17 protein-coding genes and 1 rRNA gene are annotated in these 19,742 nt (G+C 73.5%); 2 read left to right on the top strand and 16 right to left on the bottom strand.

Translation table 11 applies throughout. The features are described from left to right. Window positions 1-26: 26 nt before the first annotated feature. The 13 genes from ABZ795_RS27520 to ABZ795_RS27460 all read right to left on the bottom strand — a co-directional run bounded on the left by ABZ795_RS27520 (window position 27) and on the right by ABZ795_RS27460 (window position 15,412). The gene (locus ABZ795_RS27520) at window positions 27-632 is read right to left on the bottom strand and encodes an NUDIX hydrolase (protein ID WP_327026666.1); all 606 of its coding nucleotides are present in this window, start codon (window positions 630-632) and stop codon (window positions 27-29) included. Then, a complete protein-coding gene (locus ABZ795_RS27515; RefSeq protein ID WP_327026667.1) occupies window positions 629-2,362 on the bottom strand; it encodes a CTP synthase in 1,734 nt (577 codons plus the stop codon). Before ABZ795_RS27515 ends, ABZ795_RS27520 begins: the two co-directional genes overlap by 4 nt. 138 nt (window positions 2,363-2,500) lie before the next feature. Further along, complete coding sequence (locus tag ABZ795_RS27510; RefSeq protein WP_357532462.1) at window positions 2,501-4,864, bottom strand: hypothetical protein; 2,364 nt, start codon at window positions 4,862-4,864, stop codon at window positions 2,501-2,503. Beyond that, a complete protein-coding gene (locus tag ABZ795_RS27505) occupies window positions 4,864-5,997 on the bottom strand; it encodes a glycosyltransferase family 4 protein (protein ID WP_357532457.1) in 1,134 nt (377 codons plus the stop codon). Before ABZ795_RS27505 ends, ABZ795_RS27510 begins: the two co-directional genes overlap by 1 nt. 7 nt (window positions 5,998-6,004) lie before the next feature. Further along, window positions 6,005-7,663, bottom strand: coding sequence for a lipid II flippase MurJ (locus ABZ795_RS27500; protein ID WP_357532456.1), 1,659 nt, complete (start codon window positions 7,661-7,663; stop codon window positions 6,005-6,007). Window position 7,664: 1 nt separating this feature from the next. Further along, window positions 7,665-8,531 (bottom strand): hypothetical protein, encoded by an 867-nt coding sequence (locus ABZ795_RS27495; protein WP_357532455.1) that lies wholly within the window; start codon window positions 8,529-8,531, stop codon window positions 7,665-7,667. Between the two features lie 84 nt (window positions 8,532-8,615). Then, on the bottom strand, window positions 8,616-9,557 hold the full coding sequence (locus tag ABZ795_RS27490) for a copper transporter (protein ID WP_327026671.1): 942 nt from the start codon (window positions 9,555-9,557) through the stop codon (window positions 8,616-8,618). A 27-nt stretch (window positions 9,558-9,584) separates the two neighbouring features. After that, complete coding sequence (gene steA, locus ABZ795_RS27485) at window positions 9,585-10,763, bottom strand: putative cytokinetic ring protein SteA (protein WP_327026672.1); 1,179 nt, start codon at window positions 10,761-10,763, stop codon at window positions 9,585-9,587. Window positions 10,764-10,881: 118 nt separating this feature from the next. Then, the gene (gene recN, locus ABZ795_RS27480) at window positions 10,882-12,639 is read right to left on the bottom strand and encodes a DNA repair protein RecN (RefSeq protein ID WP_327026673.1); all 1,758 of its coding nucleotides are present in this window, start codon (window positions 12,637-12,639) and stop codon (window positions 10,882-10,884) included. A 97-nt stretch (window positions 12,640-12,736) separates the two neighbouring features. After that, window positions 12,737-13,621, bottom strand: coding sequence for an NAD kinase (locus tag ABZ795_RS27475; RefSeq protein ID WP_357532454.1), 885 nt, complete (start codon window positions 13,619-13,621; stop codon window positions 12,737-12,739). 85 nt (window positions 13,622-13,706) lie between these two features. After that, window positions 13,707-14,561, bottom strand: a complete 855-nt coding sequence (locus tag ABZ795_RS27470) for a TlyA family RNA methyltransferase (RefSeq protein WP_357532453.1) — start codon at window positions 14,559-14,561, stop codon at window positions 13,707-13,709. A 15-nt stretch (window positions 14,562-14,576) separates the two neighbouring features. Next, window positions 14,577-14,786 carry a hypothetical protein gene (locus ABZ795_RS27465; protein ID WP_357532452.1) on the bottom strand — a complete coding sequence of 70 codons (210 nt, stop codon included), beginning with the start codon at window positions 14,784-14,786 and terminating at the stop codon, window positions 14,577-14,579. Next, a complete protein-coding gene (locus ABZ795_RS27460) occupies window positions 14,783-15,412 on the bottom strand; it encodes a hypothetical protein (RefSeq protein ID WP_357532451.1) in 630 nt (209 codons plus the stop codon). Before ABZ795_RS27460 ends, ABZ795_RS27465 begins: the two co-directional genes overlap by 4 nt. 110 nt (window positions 15,413-15,522) lie before the next feature. Here ABZ795_RS27460 and ABZ795_RS27455 point away from each other — a divergent pair, with 110 nt between their 5' ends. Beyond that, window positions 15,523-15,861: an SCP2 sterol-binding domain-containing protein gene (locus ABZ795_RS27455; RefSeq protein WP_357532461.1), complete on the top strand. Its 339-nt coding sequence runs from the start codon at window positions 15,523-15,525 to the stop codon at window positions 15,859-15,861. 8 nt (window positions 15,862-15,869) lie between these two features. Here the strand turns inward: ABZ795_RS27455 and ABZ795_RS27450 are convergent, their stop codons facing one another. Next, window positions 15,870-16,889 (bottom strand): HAD-IIA family hydrolase, encoded by a 1,020-nt coding sequence (locus tag ABZ795_RS27450; RefSeq protein ID WP_357532450.1) that lies wholly within the window; start codon window positions 16,887-16,889, stop codon window positions 15,870-15,872. Continuing rightward, complete coding sequence (locus ABZ795_RS27445) at window positions 16,886-17,905, bottom strand: Replicase polyprotein 1ab (protein ID WP_357532449.1); 1,020 nt, start codon at window positions 17,903-17,905, stop codon at window positions 16,886-16,888. Before ABZ795_RS27445 ends, ABZ795_RS27450 begins: the two co-directional genes overlap by 4 nt. Between ABZ795_RS27445 and ABZ795_RS27440 the strand changes: the two genes are divergently transcribed. Then, the gene (locus ABZ795_RS27440; protein ID WP_357532448.1) at window positions 17,894-19,558 is read left to right on the top strand and encodes a hypothetical protein; all 1,665 of its coding nucleotides are present in this window, start codon (window positions 17,894-17,896) and stop codon (window positions 19,556-19,558) included. The genes ABZ795_RS27445 and ABZ795_RS27440 overlap by 12 nt on opposite strands. Before the next feature lie 93 nt (window positions 19,559-19,651). On the opposite strand, the gene rrf is transcribed toward ABZ795_RS27440, so the two are convergent. Next, window positions 19,652-19,742 (bottom strand): 5S ribosomal RNA (rrf, locus tag ABZ795_RS27435); the annotation flags it as partial.

Below are 19,742 nucleotides of genomic sequence, written 5' to 3'. Positions count from 1 at the left end.
GGCCCCTGCGTCTCGCGTGGTGCGGCTCAGCGCGGCAACGGGGCGTCCGCCCGGCGCAGCCCCGACCAGCCGCCGTCGCGGGCCCGGGCGGCGGCCAGCAGCCCGGCCACGCAGGAGGCGTTGGTGATCTCCCCGGCCAGCACCATGCCGACCGCCTCGTCCAGGTCGATCCGCACGATCTGCAGGTCGGCCTCCTCCTCATGCCGGTCGTGGCGCTGCTCCACCGGCACCTCGGTGAGGTCGCGGGCCAGGTAGACCCGGACCAGTTCGTTGGTGAACCCGGGCGAGCTGTGCAGGTCGACCAGCACATCGAAGCGACCGGCGACCAGGTCGACCTCCTCGGCCAACTCCCGGGCCGCGGTGAGCGCCGGATCCTCGCCGGCCACATCGGTCAGTCCGGCCGGCAGCTCCCACAGCCGACGCCCTACCGGTTGGCGGTACTGCCGGATCAACACCACCTGACCGGCGTCGTCCACCGCCACCACGGCCACCGCACCGACGTGCCGGACCAGGTCGCGGGTGACGATGTCGCCGCCGGGCATGGTCACCTGCTCGGAGACCACCTCGAAGATGCGACCCGAGTAGCGCACCTCACGCGAGCGCACCTCGTAGTGGTGCTCGACCCCGCTCACGAGGCCGAGGCCGCCGATGCGGCGGTGTCGTTGCGGGTGGCCCGCCGGGCCCCCTCCAGGTCGACCGGAAGCTGATCGGCCTGGGAGTACGCCACCGCGGCCTGCACGAAGGCGGCGAACAGCGGATGGGGCCGGGTCGGGCGGCTCTTCAGCTCCGGGTGCGCCTGGGTGGCCACGAAGAACGGGTGCAGCTCACGGTCCAGTTCGACGAACTCGACCAGCCGGCCGTCCGGCGAGGTGCCGGAGATGTGCAGCCCGGCCTTGGTCAACTGGTCCCGGTAGGCGTTGTTCACCTCGTAGCGGTGCCGGTGCCGTTCGCTGATCTCGGTGCTGCCGTACGCCTCGGCCACGATCGACCCCTCGGCCAGCTTCGCCGGGTACGCCCCCAGCCGCATGGTGCCGCCCAGGTCGCCCTTGCCGGCGACGATGTCCTCCTGGTCGGCCATGGTGGCGATGACCGGGTGCACGGCGTCGGCCTCGAACTCCACCGAGTTGGCGCCCTCCAGTCCGGCCAGGTGCCGGGCCACCTCGATGGTCATGCACTGCAGGCCGAGGCAGAGCCCGAGCAGTGGAATGCCGTTCTCCCGGGCGTACCGGGCGGTGCCGATCTTGCCTTCGATGCCGCGTACCCCGAACCCACCCGGGATGACGATGCCGTCCACCCCGGCCAGGGCCGCTGCCGCGCCGGCGGGGGTGACGCAGTCGTCGCTGGGCACCCAGCGCAGCTGCACCCGGGCCCGGTGACCGAACCCGGCCGCCCGGATCGCCTCGCTGACCGACAGGTACGCGTCCGGCAGGTCGACGTACTTGCCGACCAGGGCGACCGTGATGGTGCGCTGCGGCTGGTGCACCCGCTCCAGCAGGTCGTCCCAGCCGTCCCAGTCCACGTCCCGGAAGGAGAGCCCGAGCCGGCGCACCACGTACGCGTCCAGCCCTTCGCGGTGCAGCACCTTGGGGATGTCGTAGATGCTGGGGGCGTCCGGGGCGGCGATGACCGCCTCGGCGTCGACGTCGCAGTACAGCGACAGCTTGTGCTTGAGCTTGTCCGGGATCTCCCGGTCGGAGCGGCACACGATGGCGTCCGGCTGGATGCCGATGTTGCGCAGCTGCGCCACGGAGTGCTGGGTCGGCTTGGTCTTCAGCTCCCCGGAGGGCGCCAGGTAGGGCACCAGGGAGACGTGCAGGTAGAAGCAGTTGTCCCGGCCCAGGTCGTGGCGGACCTGACGGATCGCCTCCAGGAACGGCAGCGACTCGATGTCGCCGACCGTGCCACCCACCTCGGTGATCACCACGTCCGGGACCCGGCCATCGTCGTCCGGGTCACCCATGGCCAGGATCCGGGACTTGATCTCGTTGGTGATGTGCGGGATCACCTGGACGGTGTCGCCCAGGTACTCGCCGCGCCGCTCCTTGGCGATCACGTCGGAGTAGATCTGGCCGGTGGTGACGTTCGCCTTGCCGGACAGTGCCCGGTCCAGGAACCGCTCGTAGTGGCCGACGTCCAGGTCGGTCTCGGCGCCGTCCTCGGTGACGAAGACCTCACCGTGCTGGAACGGGTTCATGGTGCCGGGGTCGACATTGAGGTAGGGGTCGAGCTTCTGCATCACCACGCGGAGTCCCCGCGCGGTGAGCAGGTTGCCGAGGCTGGAGGCGGTCAGCCCTTTACCCAGGGAGGAGGCGACGCCCCCGGTGACGAAAATGTGCCTGGTCGTCCGTGCTGAAGGGGCCAAGGCCTGCTCCCGTGTCGTCCGTCGCGGTCGTGCAGACCGCCGAGCCGATCAGCGAAGTGATCACGCGATCCACGGGATTCCACGCTAACACCTCCCCGAGTCGGCTCCGGTGCCGCACCCGAGGTAGGCCGCCGCGGTTCACCCGGTCGCGACCTCGGCCGATGACCGTACCGCCCGGCCGCGCTGGCCTCCGGGCTCGTTCGACGGCGCCGCGCCGCCCGTGGTGGCGGCCCCGCCACCCTCGGCTGCCGGGTCCGGAACACCCGCCTGGTCGTCGGCCGGTTTCGCCCCGCCCGGCCCACCCTCGGCTGCCGGTCCTGGGGCTTCCGGGCCCCCGTCGGGGACCGGCTTGCCGGAGGGGGCCGGCTTGCTCGAGGGGCCGGCGTCCTGTGGGCGGTCGGTGGCCGGGCGGGTCCGGTCCGCGGCGTGGTCCAGCACCCGCAACGCGGCCAACGCCGCCATCGGCACCACCACGGCCGCCGCCGACCCCGCCACGTCCAGGCCCACCGCCCCCAGCACCCCGCCGATCACGGCGGCCACCCCGGTGCCGGCCATGGCCGCCCGGATCGCCGGATAGATGCCGAACAGCCGCATCAGCCCGCCCCAGGGCCGCAGTAGGGCGAACCACAGCAGCAGGGCCCCGACCAGGGCCAGCACCGTCAGCGGGCTGTTGACCAGGGTCTGGAAGCTGGCGGCGCTGGAACGTTGCACCGTCAACCCGCCGGTGCCGTCGCCCAGGGCGGCCAGGAACCGGCCCAGGCTCCCCCGCTCACCGGGCGGACGACCCAGGTCCACCACCGCGAACCCGATGGTCACCGCCAGCCCGGCCATGCCCGCCCAGGCCAGCCGGGTCACCGTCAACCAGCCGCCGGCACTGATCGCCGCGGCCACGCTCACCCCGGCGGTCAGGGCGATCGCCCCGATCGAGTCGGCACCCAGATAGGGGCTGCCGACCACCACCACGGCGGCACCACCGACCAGCACCATCACGGTCGGTCGCCACCGGCGGTGCACCTGCTGGGCCAGCCAACCGGCGGTCAGCAGAGCGGCGGCGACGAACACCCCGAGCCCCACCGTGCCGAGCCCGGCGTAGCGGCCCCCCTCCAGCGCGGAGTAGCCGACCACCCCGTTGAGTTGCAGGCGGGCCCCGGTGACCACATCCAGGCCGACCGCCAGGGTGGTCAACCCGGCCACCGCGCCGAGCGGCCCCAGGGTGCTGCGGTAGCCCGGTGCCAGCCGCACCAGCAGGGTCGCGGCGGCCAGCAGGGCGGCCGTCAGCCCGGCGAAGGTGGCCGCCGGATAGGTGTTGCGCCACCAGGGCACGGCCTCGGCCAGCAGGGCCGCCGGCATCGCCAGGGCGGCGGCGACCAGCAGCAGCTCCACGACCGCCACCACCCGCGGCGACACCGGTTTCGGACCGTACGGTCCGGCGTGCCGGCGGGCCCGACGCAGCAGCGGCAGCACCGCCACCGCCAAGGCCACCTGGACCCCGGCCAGCAGGGTGAAGAACCCCCCGGCGACCTCCCGTTGCGCGGCGGCCTCCCGGTCGGCGTCGGCCGGTTCGGTGATCGCGGCGGCCAGGTCGTCCGGGCGGCCACCGACGGACTCGGCGGGCCGGCCGAGGAAGGGCCGGTCCGGCATCGGGCGACCCAACGCCGTCAACGCGGTCGGGGCCAGGTCGATCAATTGCAGGTAGCCCCGACGTGCGGTGGTCGGCGAGGTCAACCAGCCGTTCTCCCAGCCCGGGCCGTCGGCCACGGCCACATGCAGCCGGGAGGGGCGTTCGGTGTCGGCGACCCCGGCCACGATCACCAGGGAGTTCGGTGGCCGGGCGGCCAGCACCCGGGCCAGTTGGGTGTCGGCCTCCCGCGCCGCCGCGGCACGTTCGGCCGGGTCCGCACCGGCGACCGTGCCCAGGTCGACGATGCTCAGGACGCAGGAACTCAGCAGCCCGGCCGGATCCGCCGGCAGGGTCGGCTCGTATCGGTCGACCCGCCCGAAGGGCCGGGCCGCCGCCACCGCCGCCCCCGGGCCGACCGCGACCGAGCAGCGCACCGACTCCGACAGGGCGCCCGGCACGGTGCCCCACGGCAGCCGGTCCTGGTTGTGTACGACGACGCTCTCCTGCTCGGGCAGGTTGGCCCCGATGCGGTCCGGCCGGTCCACCTGCACCTCGGTCGGCGGGCACTCGCCGTCCGGCTGGCCGTTGGTCCATCCGGCGAAGCTGCCCGCCCCCAGGGTCAGCCAGCCGTCCAGGGGGCAGGTGGGCCGGTAGGCCGACCGCACCGACAGGGAGCCGATGGAGCCTTGGCGGGCCAACTGCCACAGGGTCGGGGTGCGTTCGGCGTCGACGTCGTCCCACCGCAACCCGGCCACCCCGACCAGCACCACGAAGTCGGCGCCGGGTCGAGCCGGCGGGGTGGTCGGCCGGGCGGCCAGGGCGACGACGCCCATCACCACGACGACCAGGGTCAGCAGGATCGGAGCGGCTCGGCGCACCATCATCGGCGTCCCGTCGACGAGGCGTCGGCATCCGGGCTGGCCAGTTCGGCGTAGAGGGTCACCAGTTGGGCCACCGTGTCCGACTCGGTGGGCCAGGTGGCCGCCTGGACCGCCCCGCGCCGCCCCAGCTCGGTGCGGCGCCGGTCGTCGTCGAGCAGGTCACGGACCGCGGCGTCGACCGCGTCGACGTCACCCGGCGGCACCAGCACGGCGGCGTCGCCGACCAGCTCCGGCAGGCCACCCACCGCGGTGGCCACCAGCGGCACCCCGGCCCGCAGCGCCTCCTGGGCGAACAACTGCCGGGCCTCCCAGTCGCTGGTCACCACGGCCAGGTCCGCCGCGGCCAGCAGGTCCGCCACATCGGTACGGTGCCCGAGCAGGGTGATCGGGGCCCGGACGGCACTGATCCGGGCGGCCAGCGGCAGGTACGCCGGTCCACTACCGGCGATCACCACGGCCGGAGGTGGGGTCCGGGTGCGCCACCGGGCGGCGGCGTCGATCAGCACGTCGTAGCGCTTCTGCGGATGCAACCGGCCGACCGAGAGGACCAACGGCTGGTCGGCGGCGACAGCGAACTCGGCCCGTACGGCGGCCCGGCCTCGGCGCGGCGGGGGCAGCACCGGCGCGGCCACCGGGGCCAGCCGGGCGTCCCGGGCCCCGAGCGCCACCGCCCGCTCGACCAGATCGGCGGAGGCCCCCAGCACCACCCGGGCCCCCCGGGCGACGACCCGCTCGGCCAGCCGGGACAGCCCACCCCGCAGACCACCGGCGAGCACCGCGTTGTGCCAGGTGACCACCAGCGGGGCGGCAGGTCGGGCGAGCACCCCCACCAGGGCGGCCCGCAGTCCGTGCGCGTGCAGGACCCGTACCTGCTCGGCGGCGAGGGCCCGACGCAGCGCCGTGACCGCCCGGGCGTCGCCGGGGGCGGGGCTGGCCGGGATCTCCACCGCCGCGAAGCGGGCCCCGGCGCCGACGAAGTCGAACTGGTCCTGGGTCGCCGCCGGCCCGCAGACCAGCACCGACTGCCCGGCGGCGGTCAACCCGCGGGTCAGCGCCCGCACATGTTGACCGACTCCACCGGTACTGGAGGCCAGCAGCAGCACCACGGTGCCCGTCCGCTCAGGCGTAGCCACCGGCTGATCACTCCTTCCCGTCGCCCTGCTCCGGGGGGCTCCCGTCCCTCTGCCTACCCCGTAGGCGGGCCGGCAGCCGTCGGCGCAGCCCGGCCAGCACCGGGCGCAGATCGCGCCGGTCGACCAACCAGACCACGGCGAGGAACACGACGCCGACCAAAACTCCGGACAGCATGCCCTGCCCCAGGGCCACCCACCGCGTCGGGGTGCCGTCCCCCTGCGCCACCAGCCGCAGCAGCCACAGCGCGGCCAGCGCCCCCGCCACGGCGCCCAGCAGCCCGGCTCCGGCGGCCCGGGCGGCACCGGCCAGGGCGGCCGACCCGGCCGCCCGCCGTACCGCGACCAGCAGCAGTCCGCCCAGCAGCAGCATGCCGGCCGAGTTGGCCAACGCCACCGCGAGCACCCGGTCGGCCACCGGCAGCAGCGCCGACAGCGGCAGCAGGACCAGCGGGACGGCCAGCCACCCGGCGGTGATCGCGGCGGTGGCCGAGCGGGTGGCCCCCCGGGCGTACAGGGCCCGGGAGAGCACCGCGAACAGCCCGTACCCGATCAGCCCGGGGGCGTACCCGGCGATGGCCCCGGCGGTGGCCTCGGCGTTGAGGGGGAAGAACCGCCCGATCGGCCCGGCCGCCCCGACCAGGACGGCGGCCCCCAGGAAGCTGAGCAGCAGCACCCCCCGCAGGGTGGCCGACAGGGTGTCCCGGTAGCTCCGCTCGTCGCCCTCGGCGGAAGCCGCCGCGAGGGTGGGGTACGCGGCGGTGGCCAGCGGCACCGCCAGCACCGCCCAGGGCAGCAGGTAGAAGGTCTGGGCGAGGTTGAACACCTGGGGTGCCTCGGTGAGCCCGCCGGCGACCCGCCGCAGGATCACCGCCAGGGCGACCTGTTGGGCGGTGACCGTGACGACTCCGGCCACGGCCAGCCCACCCACCCGGGCCCGGGCGTCGGCGGCGAAGGTGTACCCCGGACGGGGCCGCAGCCGCAGCCGACGGATCGGGATCAGCAGCGACAGGGACAGCACCACCACCCCTAGGGTGGTGCCCCCGGACAGGATCAGTTCCGCGCCCCGACCGGCCTGCGCCACGCTGGCTCCCGGACCGGCCACCCCGACGAAGACCAGGTAGGCGACGATCACCGTGAGGCTGGACAGCAGCGGCGCGATCACCGGCCAGGCGAACCGGCGATGCGCCTGGAGCACCCCGGTGAGCACGATGCCGATGCCGTACAGCGGTAGTTGCGGTGCGAAGACCCGCAACATCCGGGCCCCGGCGGCGAGTTCCTCCGGCGACCGGTTGTCCCCCAACAGGTTGATCAGCGGGCCGGCGGCCAGCGCCAGCAGCACCGCCAACGGCACCAGCAGGGTCAGGGTCCAGGTCAGCAGGGCACCCGTCGTGGCGGTCACCGCCTGCCGGTCACCGGCCGCTACCGCACCGGCCAGCAGCGGTACGACCAGGCTGGCCAGCGCCCCACCGGCGACGATCTCGAAGATGATGTTGGGTACGGCGTTGGCCAGCACGTACATGGCGCCCAGGTCGCTGTCCTGGACCACCCAGGTGAACACGGCCGTACGCCCGAACCCGGCCAACCGGCTGAGCACGGTGAGTACGGCGATGAGTGCGGCCGCCGAGGCCACCCGGCCGACGCCGGCCAGGGGTGCCGGTCTGGTCACGTCAGTCGGGGCGACGGCCCAGCGCGTCCAGGTCGCGCAGTCCGGGCGTACTGGCGATGACCTTCGTGAAGCTGACCTTCTCGCTGGCGGCGGTGAGCCCGGCGAGCACCGCCAGCAGGGCGGCCCGGCCGACCGGTCCGGTACGCGCGGCCAACGCCACCCCGAGCACGGCACCGAGGGCGTTGGCGCCGCTGTCGCCGAGCATCACGTCCTCGTTCAGGTCGGCGGGGAGCAGCCCGCCGGCGGCGCCGAGGGCACCGGCGGCGATCCCGCCCTGCCGACCCCCCGCCAGGGGTGCGCCGAGCAGCAGACCGGACTTCAGGGCCCGCCCGGGCCGCAGGTCCAGCAGGTTGACCAGGTTGGCGGTACCGGCGATCACACCGGCGCCGAGCAGCACGTCGAGGCCGCGGCCCAGCGGGCCCTGCCGCTGTCGCCTCCGGTGCCCGGCCACCCCCTGGTCGGCGGCGAGCAGGGTGGCGGCACCGAGACCGGCCGCACCCACCCCGACGACCTTGACCAGGCCGGCGGTGACCCGGCCCTGCCGGAGAGCGGCGAGGTGTCCCGCGAAGCCCTTGTACGCCTTCTGTTCCGGTCGGGCCCCGACCACGTCGTCGTACAGCCCGACGGCCCCGGCACCGAGCCCGGCGACCAGGGTCGCCGCCCCGGCCGGCACACTCGCCGCCCCGCAGGCCGCCGCGCCGCTGGCCCCCACCGCCAGGGCCGGCCCGGCCGCCAGGGTCACCGTACGGCCGCGGAAGTTGGTCCGCTCCAGCCCCGGCCCGGCCGGGGAGGTGCGCACCTGACGCAGCGCGTACCGGGCGGCAGCCGCCCCGATGCCCGCCACCAGTAGTCCCCTGACGATCGTCACGCCACCGCCTCGCTCCGCACGCTCACATGCCCTCCCCGCCGGTCGACGCACATCGTGGAAATCCGGGCACCGGGTGCACCGGCGTCACTGGGGCAGTCTAGGCACCAGGGATGCGGCGCTGTCGCCCACGCCGTACTGGCCGGCCTTGCTCTCGGTGAGCTGCTGCACCAGGGCCAGGGTGGTGACCAGCTGCCCCTGCACGGTGTTGGCGTTGTCGATGGTCGAGATGCGCTGCGCGAGCACCGCGTCGCCGCGGACGAAGGCCACCAGGTTGCCGTTGGCGGATCCGTTGCCGGCCACCACGATGCCCCCGGTCCGGTCGAACTGCTCGGCGATCTTCACCACGGACTCGTCCTTCTTGGCGGAGTCCTTGTCCACGTACGGCAACCCGCTGACCAGGACCACCGCCTCGGCCGCCGCGGTGATCCGGTCGGCGACGCTGAGGTAGTTGGCGTTGCTGTACGCGGCCACCACGGCCCGCCGGTCGGCCTCGGTGACCGGTGCGGCGTCGGCCGGCTGGTCCAGCAGCACGGTGGCCAGCAGGGCGCTGGAGGTCTCCACCCCGTGGCCGTTGCCGGGCAGGTTGGCCGTCGGGGCCCCGGTCGGCCGGGCCGCGGTGACCGCCAACTCCAGCAGGTTGTTGTTGTTCTCCGGGTTGATGAACTTGTCCTGCAGATCGATGCGCCCGGTGATGTCGGCGCCGGCGAGTTGCAGCATCTCCAGCACCCCCTCGGCGTGGTCCCGGCCGGTGGGGGTGGTCAGCAGCAGCACCCGCTTGCCGGTCAGCTTGCCCGGCAGGGTGATCTGCGCCATCTCGGCGGCGAACTCCTCCTCCAGCTCCAGTTCCCGTTCCATGCTCTGGACCGTCTGGCGCATCTGCTGGTTGGCCTTGCTCAGCGCGTCGACGTGCTCCTTGAGGGAGTCGGCCACCGGGCCGTTGAGCGCGGCGGTGCCGACCACCAGGCCGATCGCCAGGGCCAGGAAGACCGCGGTCAGGGACACCACGTGGTAGCGAAAATTGATCACGCTTGCAGCCTCTTGATCGGTCGGGGGCTAGAGGAGCTGGCCGAGCTGGAACACGAAATTGTCCCACCACTCGGAGACCACACCCAGGTACGCCTTACCGACGGTGGAGACGGCCACCGCCGATGCCATGGCGGCGACCGCCGAGAGCACCAGCAGCAGCAGCGAGGAACCGGCGATGCCCTGCCGGTAGAGCCGGCTGACGCCCTTGGCGTCGACCAGCTTGCCGCCGACCTTGAGCCGGGTGAGGAAGGTCGAGGCCATTCCGCCGCGCCCCTTGTCGAGGAACTCCACGAGAGTGGCGTGGGTACCCACCGCCACGATCAGCGAGGCGCCCTTCTCGTCGGCCAGCAGCATGGCGAGATCCTCGCTGGTGGCGGCGGCGGGGAAGGTCACCGCCGGCACCCCCAGACCGTTGACCCGGGGCAGTCCGGGCGCCCGGCCGTCCGGGTAGGCGTGCACGATCACCTCGGCGCCGCAGCGCAACACGTCATCGGTGACCGAGTCCATGTCACCGATGATCATGTCGGGGGTGTAGCCCGCCTCGACCAGCGCGTCGGCACCGCCGTCGACACCGATCAGCACCGGCTTGAACTCCCGGATGTACGGGCGCAGCACGTCCAGGTCGGCCTTGTAGTCGTAACCCCGGACCACGATCAGGCAGTGCCGGCCCTGGATCTCGGTGGCGATCTCCGGCACCCCGACCCCGTCGAGCAGCAGGTCACGCTCCTGCTTGAGGTAGTCCATGGTGTTGGCGGCGAAGGCCTCCAACTGCACCGACAGGCCCTCCCGGGCGTCCGTCATCGCCTTGGCCACGCTCTCGGCGTCCTGGAGGATGCCGTGCGCCACCGCCTCCTCACCCAGGAAGACCGTGTTGCCCTCGATCCGCACGGTGTCGCCCTCGCGGATGCGCTCGAAGATGCCCTCACCCAGATCGTCGAGCAACGGGATGCCCGCCGCGACCAACACCTCCGGCCCCAGGTTCGGATACCGACCGGAGACCGAGGGCTTGGCGTTGAGCACCGCACCGACACCGACCGCGACCAACGAGTCGGCCGCGACCCGGTCCAGATCGACATGATCGATGACCGCGATGTCACCGGGGCGCAACCGCCCCACCAGCCGCTTCGTCCGGCGGTCCAGGCGCGCGGTGCCGAGGATCTGTCCCGGTTCCGCGTTCCGGGTCCGTCGCAACGTGGGTAGACGCATCGTGACCATCCTGGCATGTGAGGCAGGCGAATCTGTCGCGACATGCCTGAGCAGGGCCGCCTACCCAGGGAAGCACATACCGGCGAAGGCCGGTGTGCCTCCGCTCACAATGATGGTCTCACGACCGCCGTTCCCGGGCCGCCACGGCCAGCAACTCCTCCGCGTGAGCGATACCCAGATCGGAATCCGGCAAACCCGCCAGCATCCGGGCCAGCTCCCGGGCCCGCTCGGTGTCCTCCACCACCCGCACCCCACTGGTGGTCACCGCACCCCCGGTGTCCTTGGCCACCACCAGATGCCGGTCGGCGAACGCGGCCACCTGCGGCAGGTGGGTCACCACGAGCACCTGGTGACTGCGGGCCAGCCGGGCCAACCGCCGCCCGATCTCCACCGCCGCCTGACCGCCGACCCCCGCGTCGACCTCGTCGAAGACCAGGGTGGGCGGGCCACCGGAACCGGCGAAGACCACCTCTATGGCGAGCATCACCCGGGACAGCTCACCCCCGGAGGCGCCCCGCTGCAACGGCAACGACGGCGCACCCGGATGGGCCAGCAACCGCAACTCGACCTCGTCGCCGCCGTCCGGCCCGACCCCCACCTCCACCCCGTTGACCGGCAAGGTGGGCTCGGCCCGACCCGCCGGCCGGGGCAGCACGGCCACCTCCACCCGGGCGTGCGGCATGGCCAGCCCGGCCAACTCGACCGTGACCTGCTCGGCGAAGCGCAGCGCCGCCTCCTGTCGGGACGCCGACAGCCGCCCGGCCAACTCGGCCACCTCACCGGCCAACCGGGAGGCCTCCCGGTCCAACTCGTCGAGCAGCTCGTCCGAGGTGTCCAACTCGGACAACCGGGTACGGGCCCGCTGCGCCCAGGCGATCACCCCGTCGATGTCGTCGGCGTACTTGCGGGTCAACGCCCGCAACGCCGCCCGCCGCTCGTAGATCGCCTGCAGCCGGGCCGGATCGGCGTCCAGGCCGGCGAGGTAGGTCGACAGCTCCACGGAGACGTCGGCGACCAGGGTGGCCGCCTCCTCCAACCGGGCCGCCAGCTCACCGAGGGCCGGATCCGTACCGGCCTGCCCCTCCAAAGTCCGGCGGGCGGTGCCCAGCAGGGTCGAGGCGTCCGGGGTGTCGTCCGTGGCCTCCAGACCACCGGCGACGCACAGGTGGGCCAGTTGCGCCGCGGCGCGCAGCCCCTCGGCGTGTTCCAGCCGCTGCACCTCCGCCTTCAGTTCGTCGTCCTCCCCCGGCTGCGGATCCACCCGGGTGATCTCGTCGAGGCCCAGCCGCAGCAGATCCGACTCCTGGTGACGCTCCCGGGCGTTGCGCCGGCGGTCGGCCAGATCCTCGACCACCCGCCGCCACTGGGCGTACGCCTCCCGGGTCGCCTCCAGCAGCTTCTCGTGCTCCGCCCCGGCGAACCGGTCCAGCGCGGCCCGCTGCTCGGCAGGCCGCAGCAACCGCAGCTGGTCGGACTGGCCGTGCACGGCCACCACCTGCTCGCCGACCTCACCGAGCATCGACACCGGCATGGCTCGCCCGCCCAGGTGGGCCCGCGACCGGCCCTCGACCGTGACCGTACGACTCAGCAGCAGGGAGCCGTCCTCGTCCGGCTCGCCACCGGCGTCGCTGATCCGCGCGTGCACCGTCTCGGCGTACCGGCCGGTCAGCCGCAGCCGCCCCTCCACGACCGCCCGACCCGGCTGGGCGCGCACCCGACCCGCGTCGGCCCGGCCGCCGAAGAGCAGACCCAGGCCGGTCACCACCATGGTCTTGCCCGCACCGGTCTCCCCGGTGATGACGTTCATGCCGCCGGTCAAGGGCAGCGTGGTGTCCTCGATGACGCCCAGTCCGGTGATGCGCAGCTCTTCCAGCACAGCAACCGACAGTAGACGCGGTGCCCGACAGTTGACCAGCCGGAGCGGACCCCGGCGCGTCCCGATCGGCGCACTCGGACGGATTCTGTCCGGTCGATCAGCGACGGGAACCGCGCCAGCCCTGCACCGGCAGGTCGAACTTGGCCACCAGCCGATCGGTGAACGGTCGATCCCGCAGCCGCACCACCCGCACCGGCAGCGCCCCCCGCCGCACCGTGATCCGCGCCCCCGGCGGCAGGTCGTAGACCCGCCGGCCGTCGCAGGAGAGCACCGCCAGGGTGGTGTACGGGTCAACCGTGATCGAGATGGTCGAGGTGGGCGCGGTCACCAGCGGGCGGCTGAACAGGGCATGGGCGCTGATCGGCACCAGCAGCAGGGCCTCCACCTCCGGCCACACCACCGGCCCACCCCCCGAGAAGGCGTACGCGGTAGAGCCGGTGGGGGTAGCGCAGATCACTCCGTCGCAGCCGTACCGGGACAGTGGTCGAGCGTCCACATCGACCATCAGCTCCAGCATCTGGGCCCGTTCGCCCTTCTCGACGCTGATCTCGTTGAGCGCCCAGGACTCGATGGTCGGCCCGCCGTCGAAGGTTGCGGTGACATCGAGGGTCAGCCGCTCGTCGACCGTATAGCTGCGGGAGACCACATCGCTGACCGCACTGTCCAGGTCATCGATCTCCGCCTCGGCCAGGAACCCGACCTTGCCCAGGTTGATGCCGAGCAGCGGGGCCTTCGCCGGGCGGGCCAGCTCCGCCGCCCGCAGGAAGGTACCGTCCCCGCCGAGGGCGAAGACGATCTCCGCACCCTCGGCGGCTTGCGGACCGCTCACCGGGATGACCCCGGGCAGATCCAGATCCTCGGCCTCCTCGGCGACCACCCGCACCTGGAAACCGGCCGCGATCAGGTCACAGGCCACCGCCCGGGCGTGCTCCGTACTGCGCCGACGGCCGGTGTGGGTGACCAGCAGAGCGGTCCGGGTCACCGGCTCCACCCTCCGGTCGCCACGCCGATCCACCGGCCGGCGTACGGCCGGCACCTGCCCGCCGTCAGCCGCCCACTGCTCGCGCTCACCCTGCGACCTCCTCCGTCGCCGCGCCCGGCACCTCCCCGGACGTCGTCGGACCCTGCGGCCCAGCGGCGACCACCGCACGGACCCGATCCGGATCGGCCGGCGGCGCGCCCCGGCGTAACCATACGAAGAACTCGACATTGCCGCTCGGCCCCGGCAGCGGGCTGGCCGCCACGTCCACCAGACCCAACTGGTGCCCCATGGCCGCCGCCGCGACATCGAGCACCGCCTCGGCCCGAAGCTCCGGATCGCGCACCACCCCGCCCGCGCCCACCCGCTCCTTGCCCACCTCGAACTGCGGCTTGACCATGAGCACCAGGTCCCCCTCGGTGCAGCCGGCCAGCGCCGGCAGGACCAGCCGCAGCGAGATGAAGGACAGGTCGGCCACGGTCAACTCGACCGGCCCACCGATCACCTCCGGGGTGAGGGTCCGCACGTTGGTGCGTTCGAAGACCCGCACCCGCTCGTCGTTGCGCAACGACCAGGCCAACTGCCCGTAGCCGACGTCCACCGCGACCACCTCGGCCGCACCGGCACGCAGCAGCACATCGGTGAACCCCCCGGTGGAGGCACCGGCGTCCAGGCAGCGTCGACCGGCCACGGTCAACCCGGCAGGGGTGAACGCGGCCAGCGCCCCGGCCAACTTGTGCCCGCCCCGGGAGACGTACTCCGAGGTGGGATCGTCGCCGGTGACCAGCAACGGATCGGCCGGATCGACCATCGCGGCGGCCTTACGGGCCGGCACCCCCCGCAACAGGACCCGGCCGGCCTCCACCAGAGCGGCCGCCTGTTCCCGGGAACGGGCCAGGCCACGGCGGACGAGTTCGGCGTCCAACCGGTTTCTGCGTGCCATGAACGAGCGGCCTCCTCAGGCCTGATCGATGGTGGCCAGGGTTTCCCGCAACGTCTGGTACGCGGCCTCGTACTGGGCGATCTGGTCGGCCGGGGCCAGCGCCTCGGCGTTGGCCAGCGCCTGCACCGCGGCCCGTACCGCCGGATGCTCCCCCTCGTCGGTCTCCTCCGTCGCCCAGCGACGCGGCGGCGGACCCGGACGCGGGCCCGGCAGGGGTCCGCTCACGCCGGGCCGTCCGGACGTGCCGAGGCGGCCCCACCGCCGGCGGCCTTCTTCGCCACGGTCTTCTTCGCGACTGCCTTCTTGGCCACGACCTTCTTGGCCGGCCGCTGAGCCACCGCCTTGCCGGGGGCCACCTCCTCGGAGGTGCTCCTCGCCGGCTTGGCGACGGCCTTCTTGGCCACCGTCTTCTTGGCGACAGCCTTACCGGGCGGGGCGGCCGCGGCGGTAGCGGGCGTGCCCACCGACGATCCGTCGGCGGAGGTTCCCGGCCCTCCGACCGAGGCCCCTCCCCCGGCCGAAGCTGCCCCGGCCGCAGACCCGGCCGTTGCACCGGCCGTCCGCAGCTGCCGTTCCAGCTCGAGGACCCGGCGTTCCAACTCGGCCACCTCGTCGGCGCTGGCCAGTCCGACCACGCCGAGCGCCCGCTCGACCTCGAACCGCACCAGCTTGGTCAGCGCCTCCCGGTTCGCCGCACCGGTCGAACGTAGTTCGTCGGCCAGCGCCTGGATCTGGGCGGCGGTCGCACCGGTCGAGCCCATCGCTCGACGCACCGCGTCCTGCGCCTTCTTCCGAGGCGCCTCCGTCAAGCCCATGGCCAGTTCGAGGTAGGTGCGCCACGCGTCCTGCATGCCTGACTCCTTTTCACCCGGCGGGTCTGCAGGTGTCACGCTACCGGGCCACCGGGTATGTCCCGTGCGGTACGGTGCCCGGGAACGACGTGGTGTGCGAGGAGGCGATGGTGGCCACGGTGGACGAGTGCCGGCAGGCGTTGCAGGATCTGGCCGCCCGGCTGGAACGCAACGCAGAGGCCGTCCGGGATCGGGTCGACCTGGATCGCACCCTGGCCTGCCGGATCACCGACCTGGAGACCGCCTTCCACGGCCGGATCAGCGACGGCCGACTGGTCGACCTGGCCGACGGCGACAACCCCCAGGCCAAAATCGCCATGAGTACGACCAGTGACGACCTGGTCGCCCTGGTCCGCGGCGAACTCGACGTCACCCGCGCGGTCGCCAACCGCCGGGTGTCGATCAAGGCGAACCCCTTCGACCTGATGAAGCTGCGCAAGCTGCTCTGAGCACCGCGTCAGGCGGTCAGGCCGAGCGCGTGCAGCGCCTGCGCGGCCTCCGGGGACGCCGATCGGGGTGACCCGGTCGGCTCATGCTCCCAGGCCACCGCGCAGAGCGCCGCCAGAGCGTCCAGAGGACGGCCCACGCCGGCCAGTTCCCAGCCCTCGGCCCCCAGGCTGACCTGCCAGCCGCCGTGCTCACCGGCCGGCGCCGGTACCCGTACCACCGCCGTCGGATCGAAGAGCCCGGCCAGGTCCCAGGCGACATGGGTGGGCCGCCGATGCACCGGCGCGGCGAGCAACTCGGGCACGTCACTGACACCGGTCAGGACCAGCAGACTGTCCAGGCCGGCCCGGTTGGCGCCCTCGATGTCGGTGTCCAACCGGTCACCGACGACGATCGTCCGACCTGCACCGGCACGCCGTGCCGCCGTGGCGAACAACTCCGGCGCGGGCTTGCCCACCACCTCGTCCGGTTCCCGGCCGAGCGCCGTGGCCAGCGCGGCCACCAACGCACCGTTGCCCGGCAGCGGTCCCCGCCCGCTGGGCAGGGTCCGGTCGGTGTTGGTCGCGATCCAGGTAGCACCCTGTCGTACGGCCACCGCCGCTTCGGCCAGGTCAGCCCAGCCGACCTGCGGGCCGTAGCCCTGGAGCACGGCCACCGGCGAGTCCTCGGCCCGCGACACCGGCCGCAACCCGACCGCGGTGACCTCCGCGCGCAGCGCCTCCGCGCCGACCACCAGCACCGCAGCCCCGGCGGGCAGCCGCTCACCCAACAGTTGGGCGGCGGCCGCCGCGCTGGTCAGCACCTCGTCCGGCCTAGCCGGCACGCCCATCCCGGTGAGCAGGTCGGCCACGTCGGCCGCGCGCCGCGAGGCGTTGTTCGTCGCGTACGCCACCGCCCGGCCCTCACCGTGCAGTCGTACGACGGCCTCGACCGCGCCGGGGATCGGCCGGTCGATCAGGTAGATCACCCCGTCCAGGTCGAAGACCACCAGGGTGTACCCGTCGACCAGCCGTTCCCCGCCACCGCTCATCGCCGCTGTGCCTCCGACTCCGCGGAGCCGCCCTCCTCGGGCCGCTCGCCACCGTCGACCGGGCCCGACTCAGCCGCAGGCTGTGCCACCCCGTCGGCGACCCGGCCCTCGTCAGCGCCCTCGCCAGCCGACTCCTCGACCGCGACCGTGGCCTCGCCGACCGGGCCGTTCTCGGCCGCGTCGACCTCGCCGGTCACGTCGTCGCCCGCAGTCTCGACGGCACCGTCGCCGGTCACGCCGTCACCTGCAGCCTCGACGGCCACGTCGTCGTTGTCGTCCGCGACGTCGCCGGCCGCACTGTCGACAGCGGCGTCGTCCCCGGTCGATTCGGCCAACTCGGTGGCGGCCTCGGTGAGGTCGGCATCCGGCTCGGCCGGGACAGCTCCCGGGGCAGCGGGATCGGCGGCCAGTTCCTCGGCCGCCTCGTCCTCGTCGTCACCCTCGATGACCACGCCGTCGAGTTCGAGCAGCCGCTCCGCCGCGTCGGTCTCGGCGTCGGCGTCGACCTCCGCCGCACGGGCGAACCATTCCCGGGCCTCCACCCGCCGTCCGCCGGCCAGCAGAGCGTCGGCGTACGCGTACCGCAGCCGCGCCGTCCACGGCTGCGGGGTGTCGGTGGTCAACTCCGGTACCTGGAGCATGGCCACGGCCGCGTCTCGCTGACCGAGGTCACCTCGGGCACCAGCGGCCACGATCAGCAGTTCGATCGCGACGGCCCGGTCCAGCTTCTCCTGGTCGGCGCCCCGGAACAGGTCGATCGCCCGCTCCGGCCGCCCCAGGGCCCGCTCACAGTCCGCGATGACCGCCAGGTGACTCTGCAGACCACTCATCCGGTGGTACGTCCGCAGCTCCGCGATCGCGGTCTGCCACTCGCCGGCGTGGTACGCGGCCAGTCCGACCGCCTCCCGGACCGCCGAGATCCGCGACGCCAGGCGGCGCGCGGCCAGGGCATGGGCCAGAGCCTGTGCCGGGTCCTCGTCGATCAGCTGCCCGGTCGCCACGAGGTGGCGAGCCACGGTCTCCGCGACCGGCTTGGCGATCGAGAGCAGTTCGGCGCGGACGTCCTTGTCCAGGTCGGTCGCGAGGATCTCCTCGGGCAGCTCCGGAGCGGCCGTACCCTCGGTCGACTCCGCTCCGTCCCGCCCGGCATACGACCTCTCGTCACGCCTGCGGTCGTCGCGGAACCCGCCCTCACGACGGTCCCCACCGTCACGGAACCCGCCGGAACGCTCGCCACTGTCACGACGGAACCCGCCCTCACGACGGTCCCCACCGTCACGGAACCCGCCGGAACGCTCGCCACTGTCACGACGGAACCCGCCCTCACGACGGTCTCCGCCCTCGCGGAACCCACCGGAACGCTCGCCACCTTCACGACGGTCCCCACCGCGGAATCCACCGGGACGGTCACCGCTGTCACGGCGGAAGCCACCCTCACGGCGGTCCCCACCACGGAAGCCGCCCTCGCGACGCTCGCCACCATCGCGGAATCCACCGGGACGGTCCCCGCCCTCACGACGGTCTCCACCACGGAACCCGCCGGAACGCTCGCCACTGTCGCGCCGGAAGCCACCCTCACGGCGGTCTCCACCACGGAAGCCGCCCTCACGACGCTCGCCACCGTCACGGAACCCACCGGAACGGTCACCGCTGTCACGCCGGAAGCCACCCTCACGACGATCGCCGCCATCGCGGAATCCACCGGAACGGTCGCCGCCCTCGCGACGGTCTCCGCCACGGAACCCGCCGGAACGCTCGCCACTGTCGCGCCGGAAGCCACCCTCACGACGATCGCCGCCGTCACGGAACCCGCCGGGACGGTCACCGCTGTCGCGCCGGAAGCCACCTTCGCGGCGATCCCCGCCTCGGAAACCGCCGGGACGGTCGCCGCCCTCGCGGCGATCCCCGCCGCCGAAGCCGCCCTCGCGACGCTCGCCTCCACGGAAGCCACCAGAACGGTCGCCGCCCTCGCGACGGTCTCCGCCACGGAACCCGCCCTCACGGCGGTCACCGCCAGGGCGGTCGCCACCTTCACGACGGTCACCGCCGCGGAACCCGCCCTCACGACGGTCACCGCCAGGGCGGTCACCGCTGTCACGCCGGAAGCCGCCCTCACGACGATCCCCGCCGCCGAAGCCACCTTCACGACGGTCACCGCCGCGGAACCCGCCCTCACGGCGGTCACCGCCGGGACGGTCACCGCTGTCACGCCGGAAGCCGCCCTCACGACGATCCCCGCCGCCGAAGCCGCCCTCGCGACGATCGCCGCCGCGGAAGCCACCTTCGCGACGGTCACCGCCACGGAAACCACCCTCACGGCGGTCGCCGCCGCCGAAGCCACCTTCACGGCGGTCACCGCCGCGGAATCCGCCCTCACGGCGGTCCCCGCCATCACGGAAGCCGCCGGGACGGTCGCTGTTGTCGCGACGGAAGCCACCCCGTCGGTCGTCGCCCTCGCGGGGGGCGCCGCGCTCGGCGCTGTGACCCCGGTCGCGGTAGCCGCCCTCACGGCGGTCGCCGTCGCGGCGGAACCCGCCGGAACGGGGACGGTCAGCCCCGTCACCGCGGTCGTCGCGGTACGACGGGCGGTCGTCCCGGCGGAAGCCGCGGTCACGGCCCTCGGGCCGGCCCTCGTGGCTCCGGGGACGGTCTCCGCCCTGAGCTTCTGAACTCACAGGTACATCCTTCCTAAGTGCGTCATTCCATGACGCAACGCAGTCGAGGGCCGACCCGATTCCGGGCGGCCCTCGACTGTGACGTGTGTCCGGCGGTGTCCTACTCTCCCACACCCTCCCGAGTGCAGTACCATCGGCGCTGGAGGGCTTAGCTTCCGGGTTCGGAATGTAACCGGGC

This window comes from Micromonospora sp. NPDC047134, assembly GCF_040643455.1.
In the GTDB taxonomy this organism is placed as follows: domain Bacteria; phylum Actinomycetota; class Actinomycetes; order Mycobacteriales; family Micromonosporaceae; genus Micromonospora.
The sequence above is the reverse complement of the archived record's forward strand: the minus strand, read 5'-3'. Positions and strand labels throughout refer to the sequence as shown.

What these genes read in the sequence shown, in the direction of transcription:
- ABZ795_RS27510 (WP_357532462.1), bottom strand. Translation starts at nt 4,864, where the DNA reads ATGGTGCGCCGAGCCGCTCCGATCCTGCTGACCCTGGTCGTCGTGGTG.
- steA (WP_327026672.1), bottom strand. Translation starts at nt 10,763, where the DNA reads ATGCGTCTACCCACGTTGCGACGGACCCGGAACGCGGAACCGGGACAG.
- ABZ795_RS27470 (WP_357532453.1), bottom strand. Translation starts at nt 14,561, where the DNA reads ATGGCACGCAGAAACCGGTTGGACGCCGAACTCGTCCGCCGTGGCCTG.
- ABZ795_RS27460 (WP_357532451.1), bottom strand. Translation starts at nt 15,412, where the DNA reads ATGCAGGACGCGTGGCGCACCTACCTCGAACTGGCCATGGGCTTGACG.
- ABZ795_RS27450 (WP_357532450.1), bottom strand. Translation starts at nt 16,889, where the DNA reads ATGAGCGGTGGCGGGGAACGGCTGGTCGACGGGTACACCCTGGTGGTC.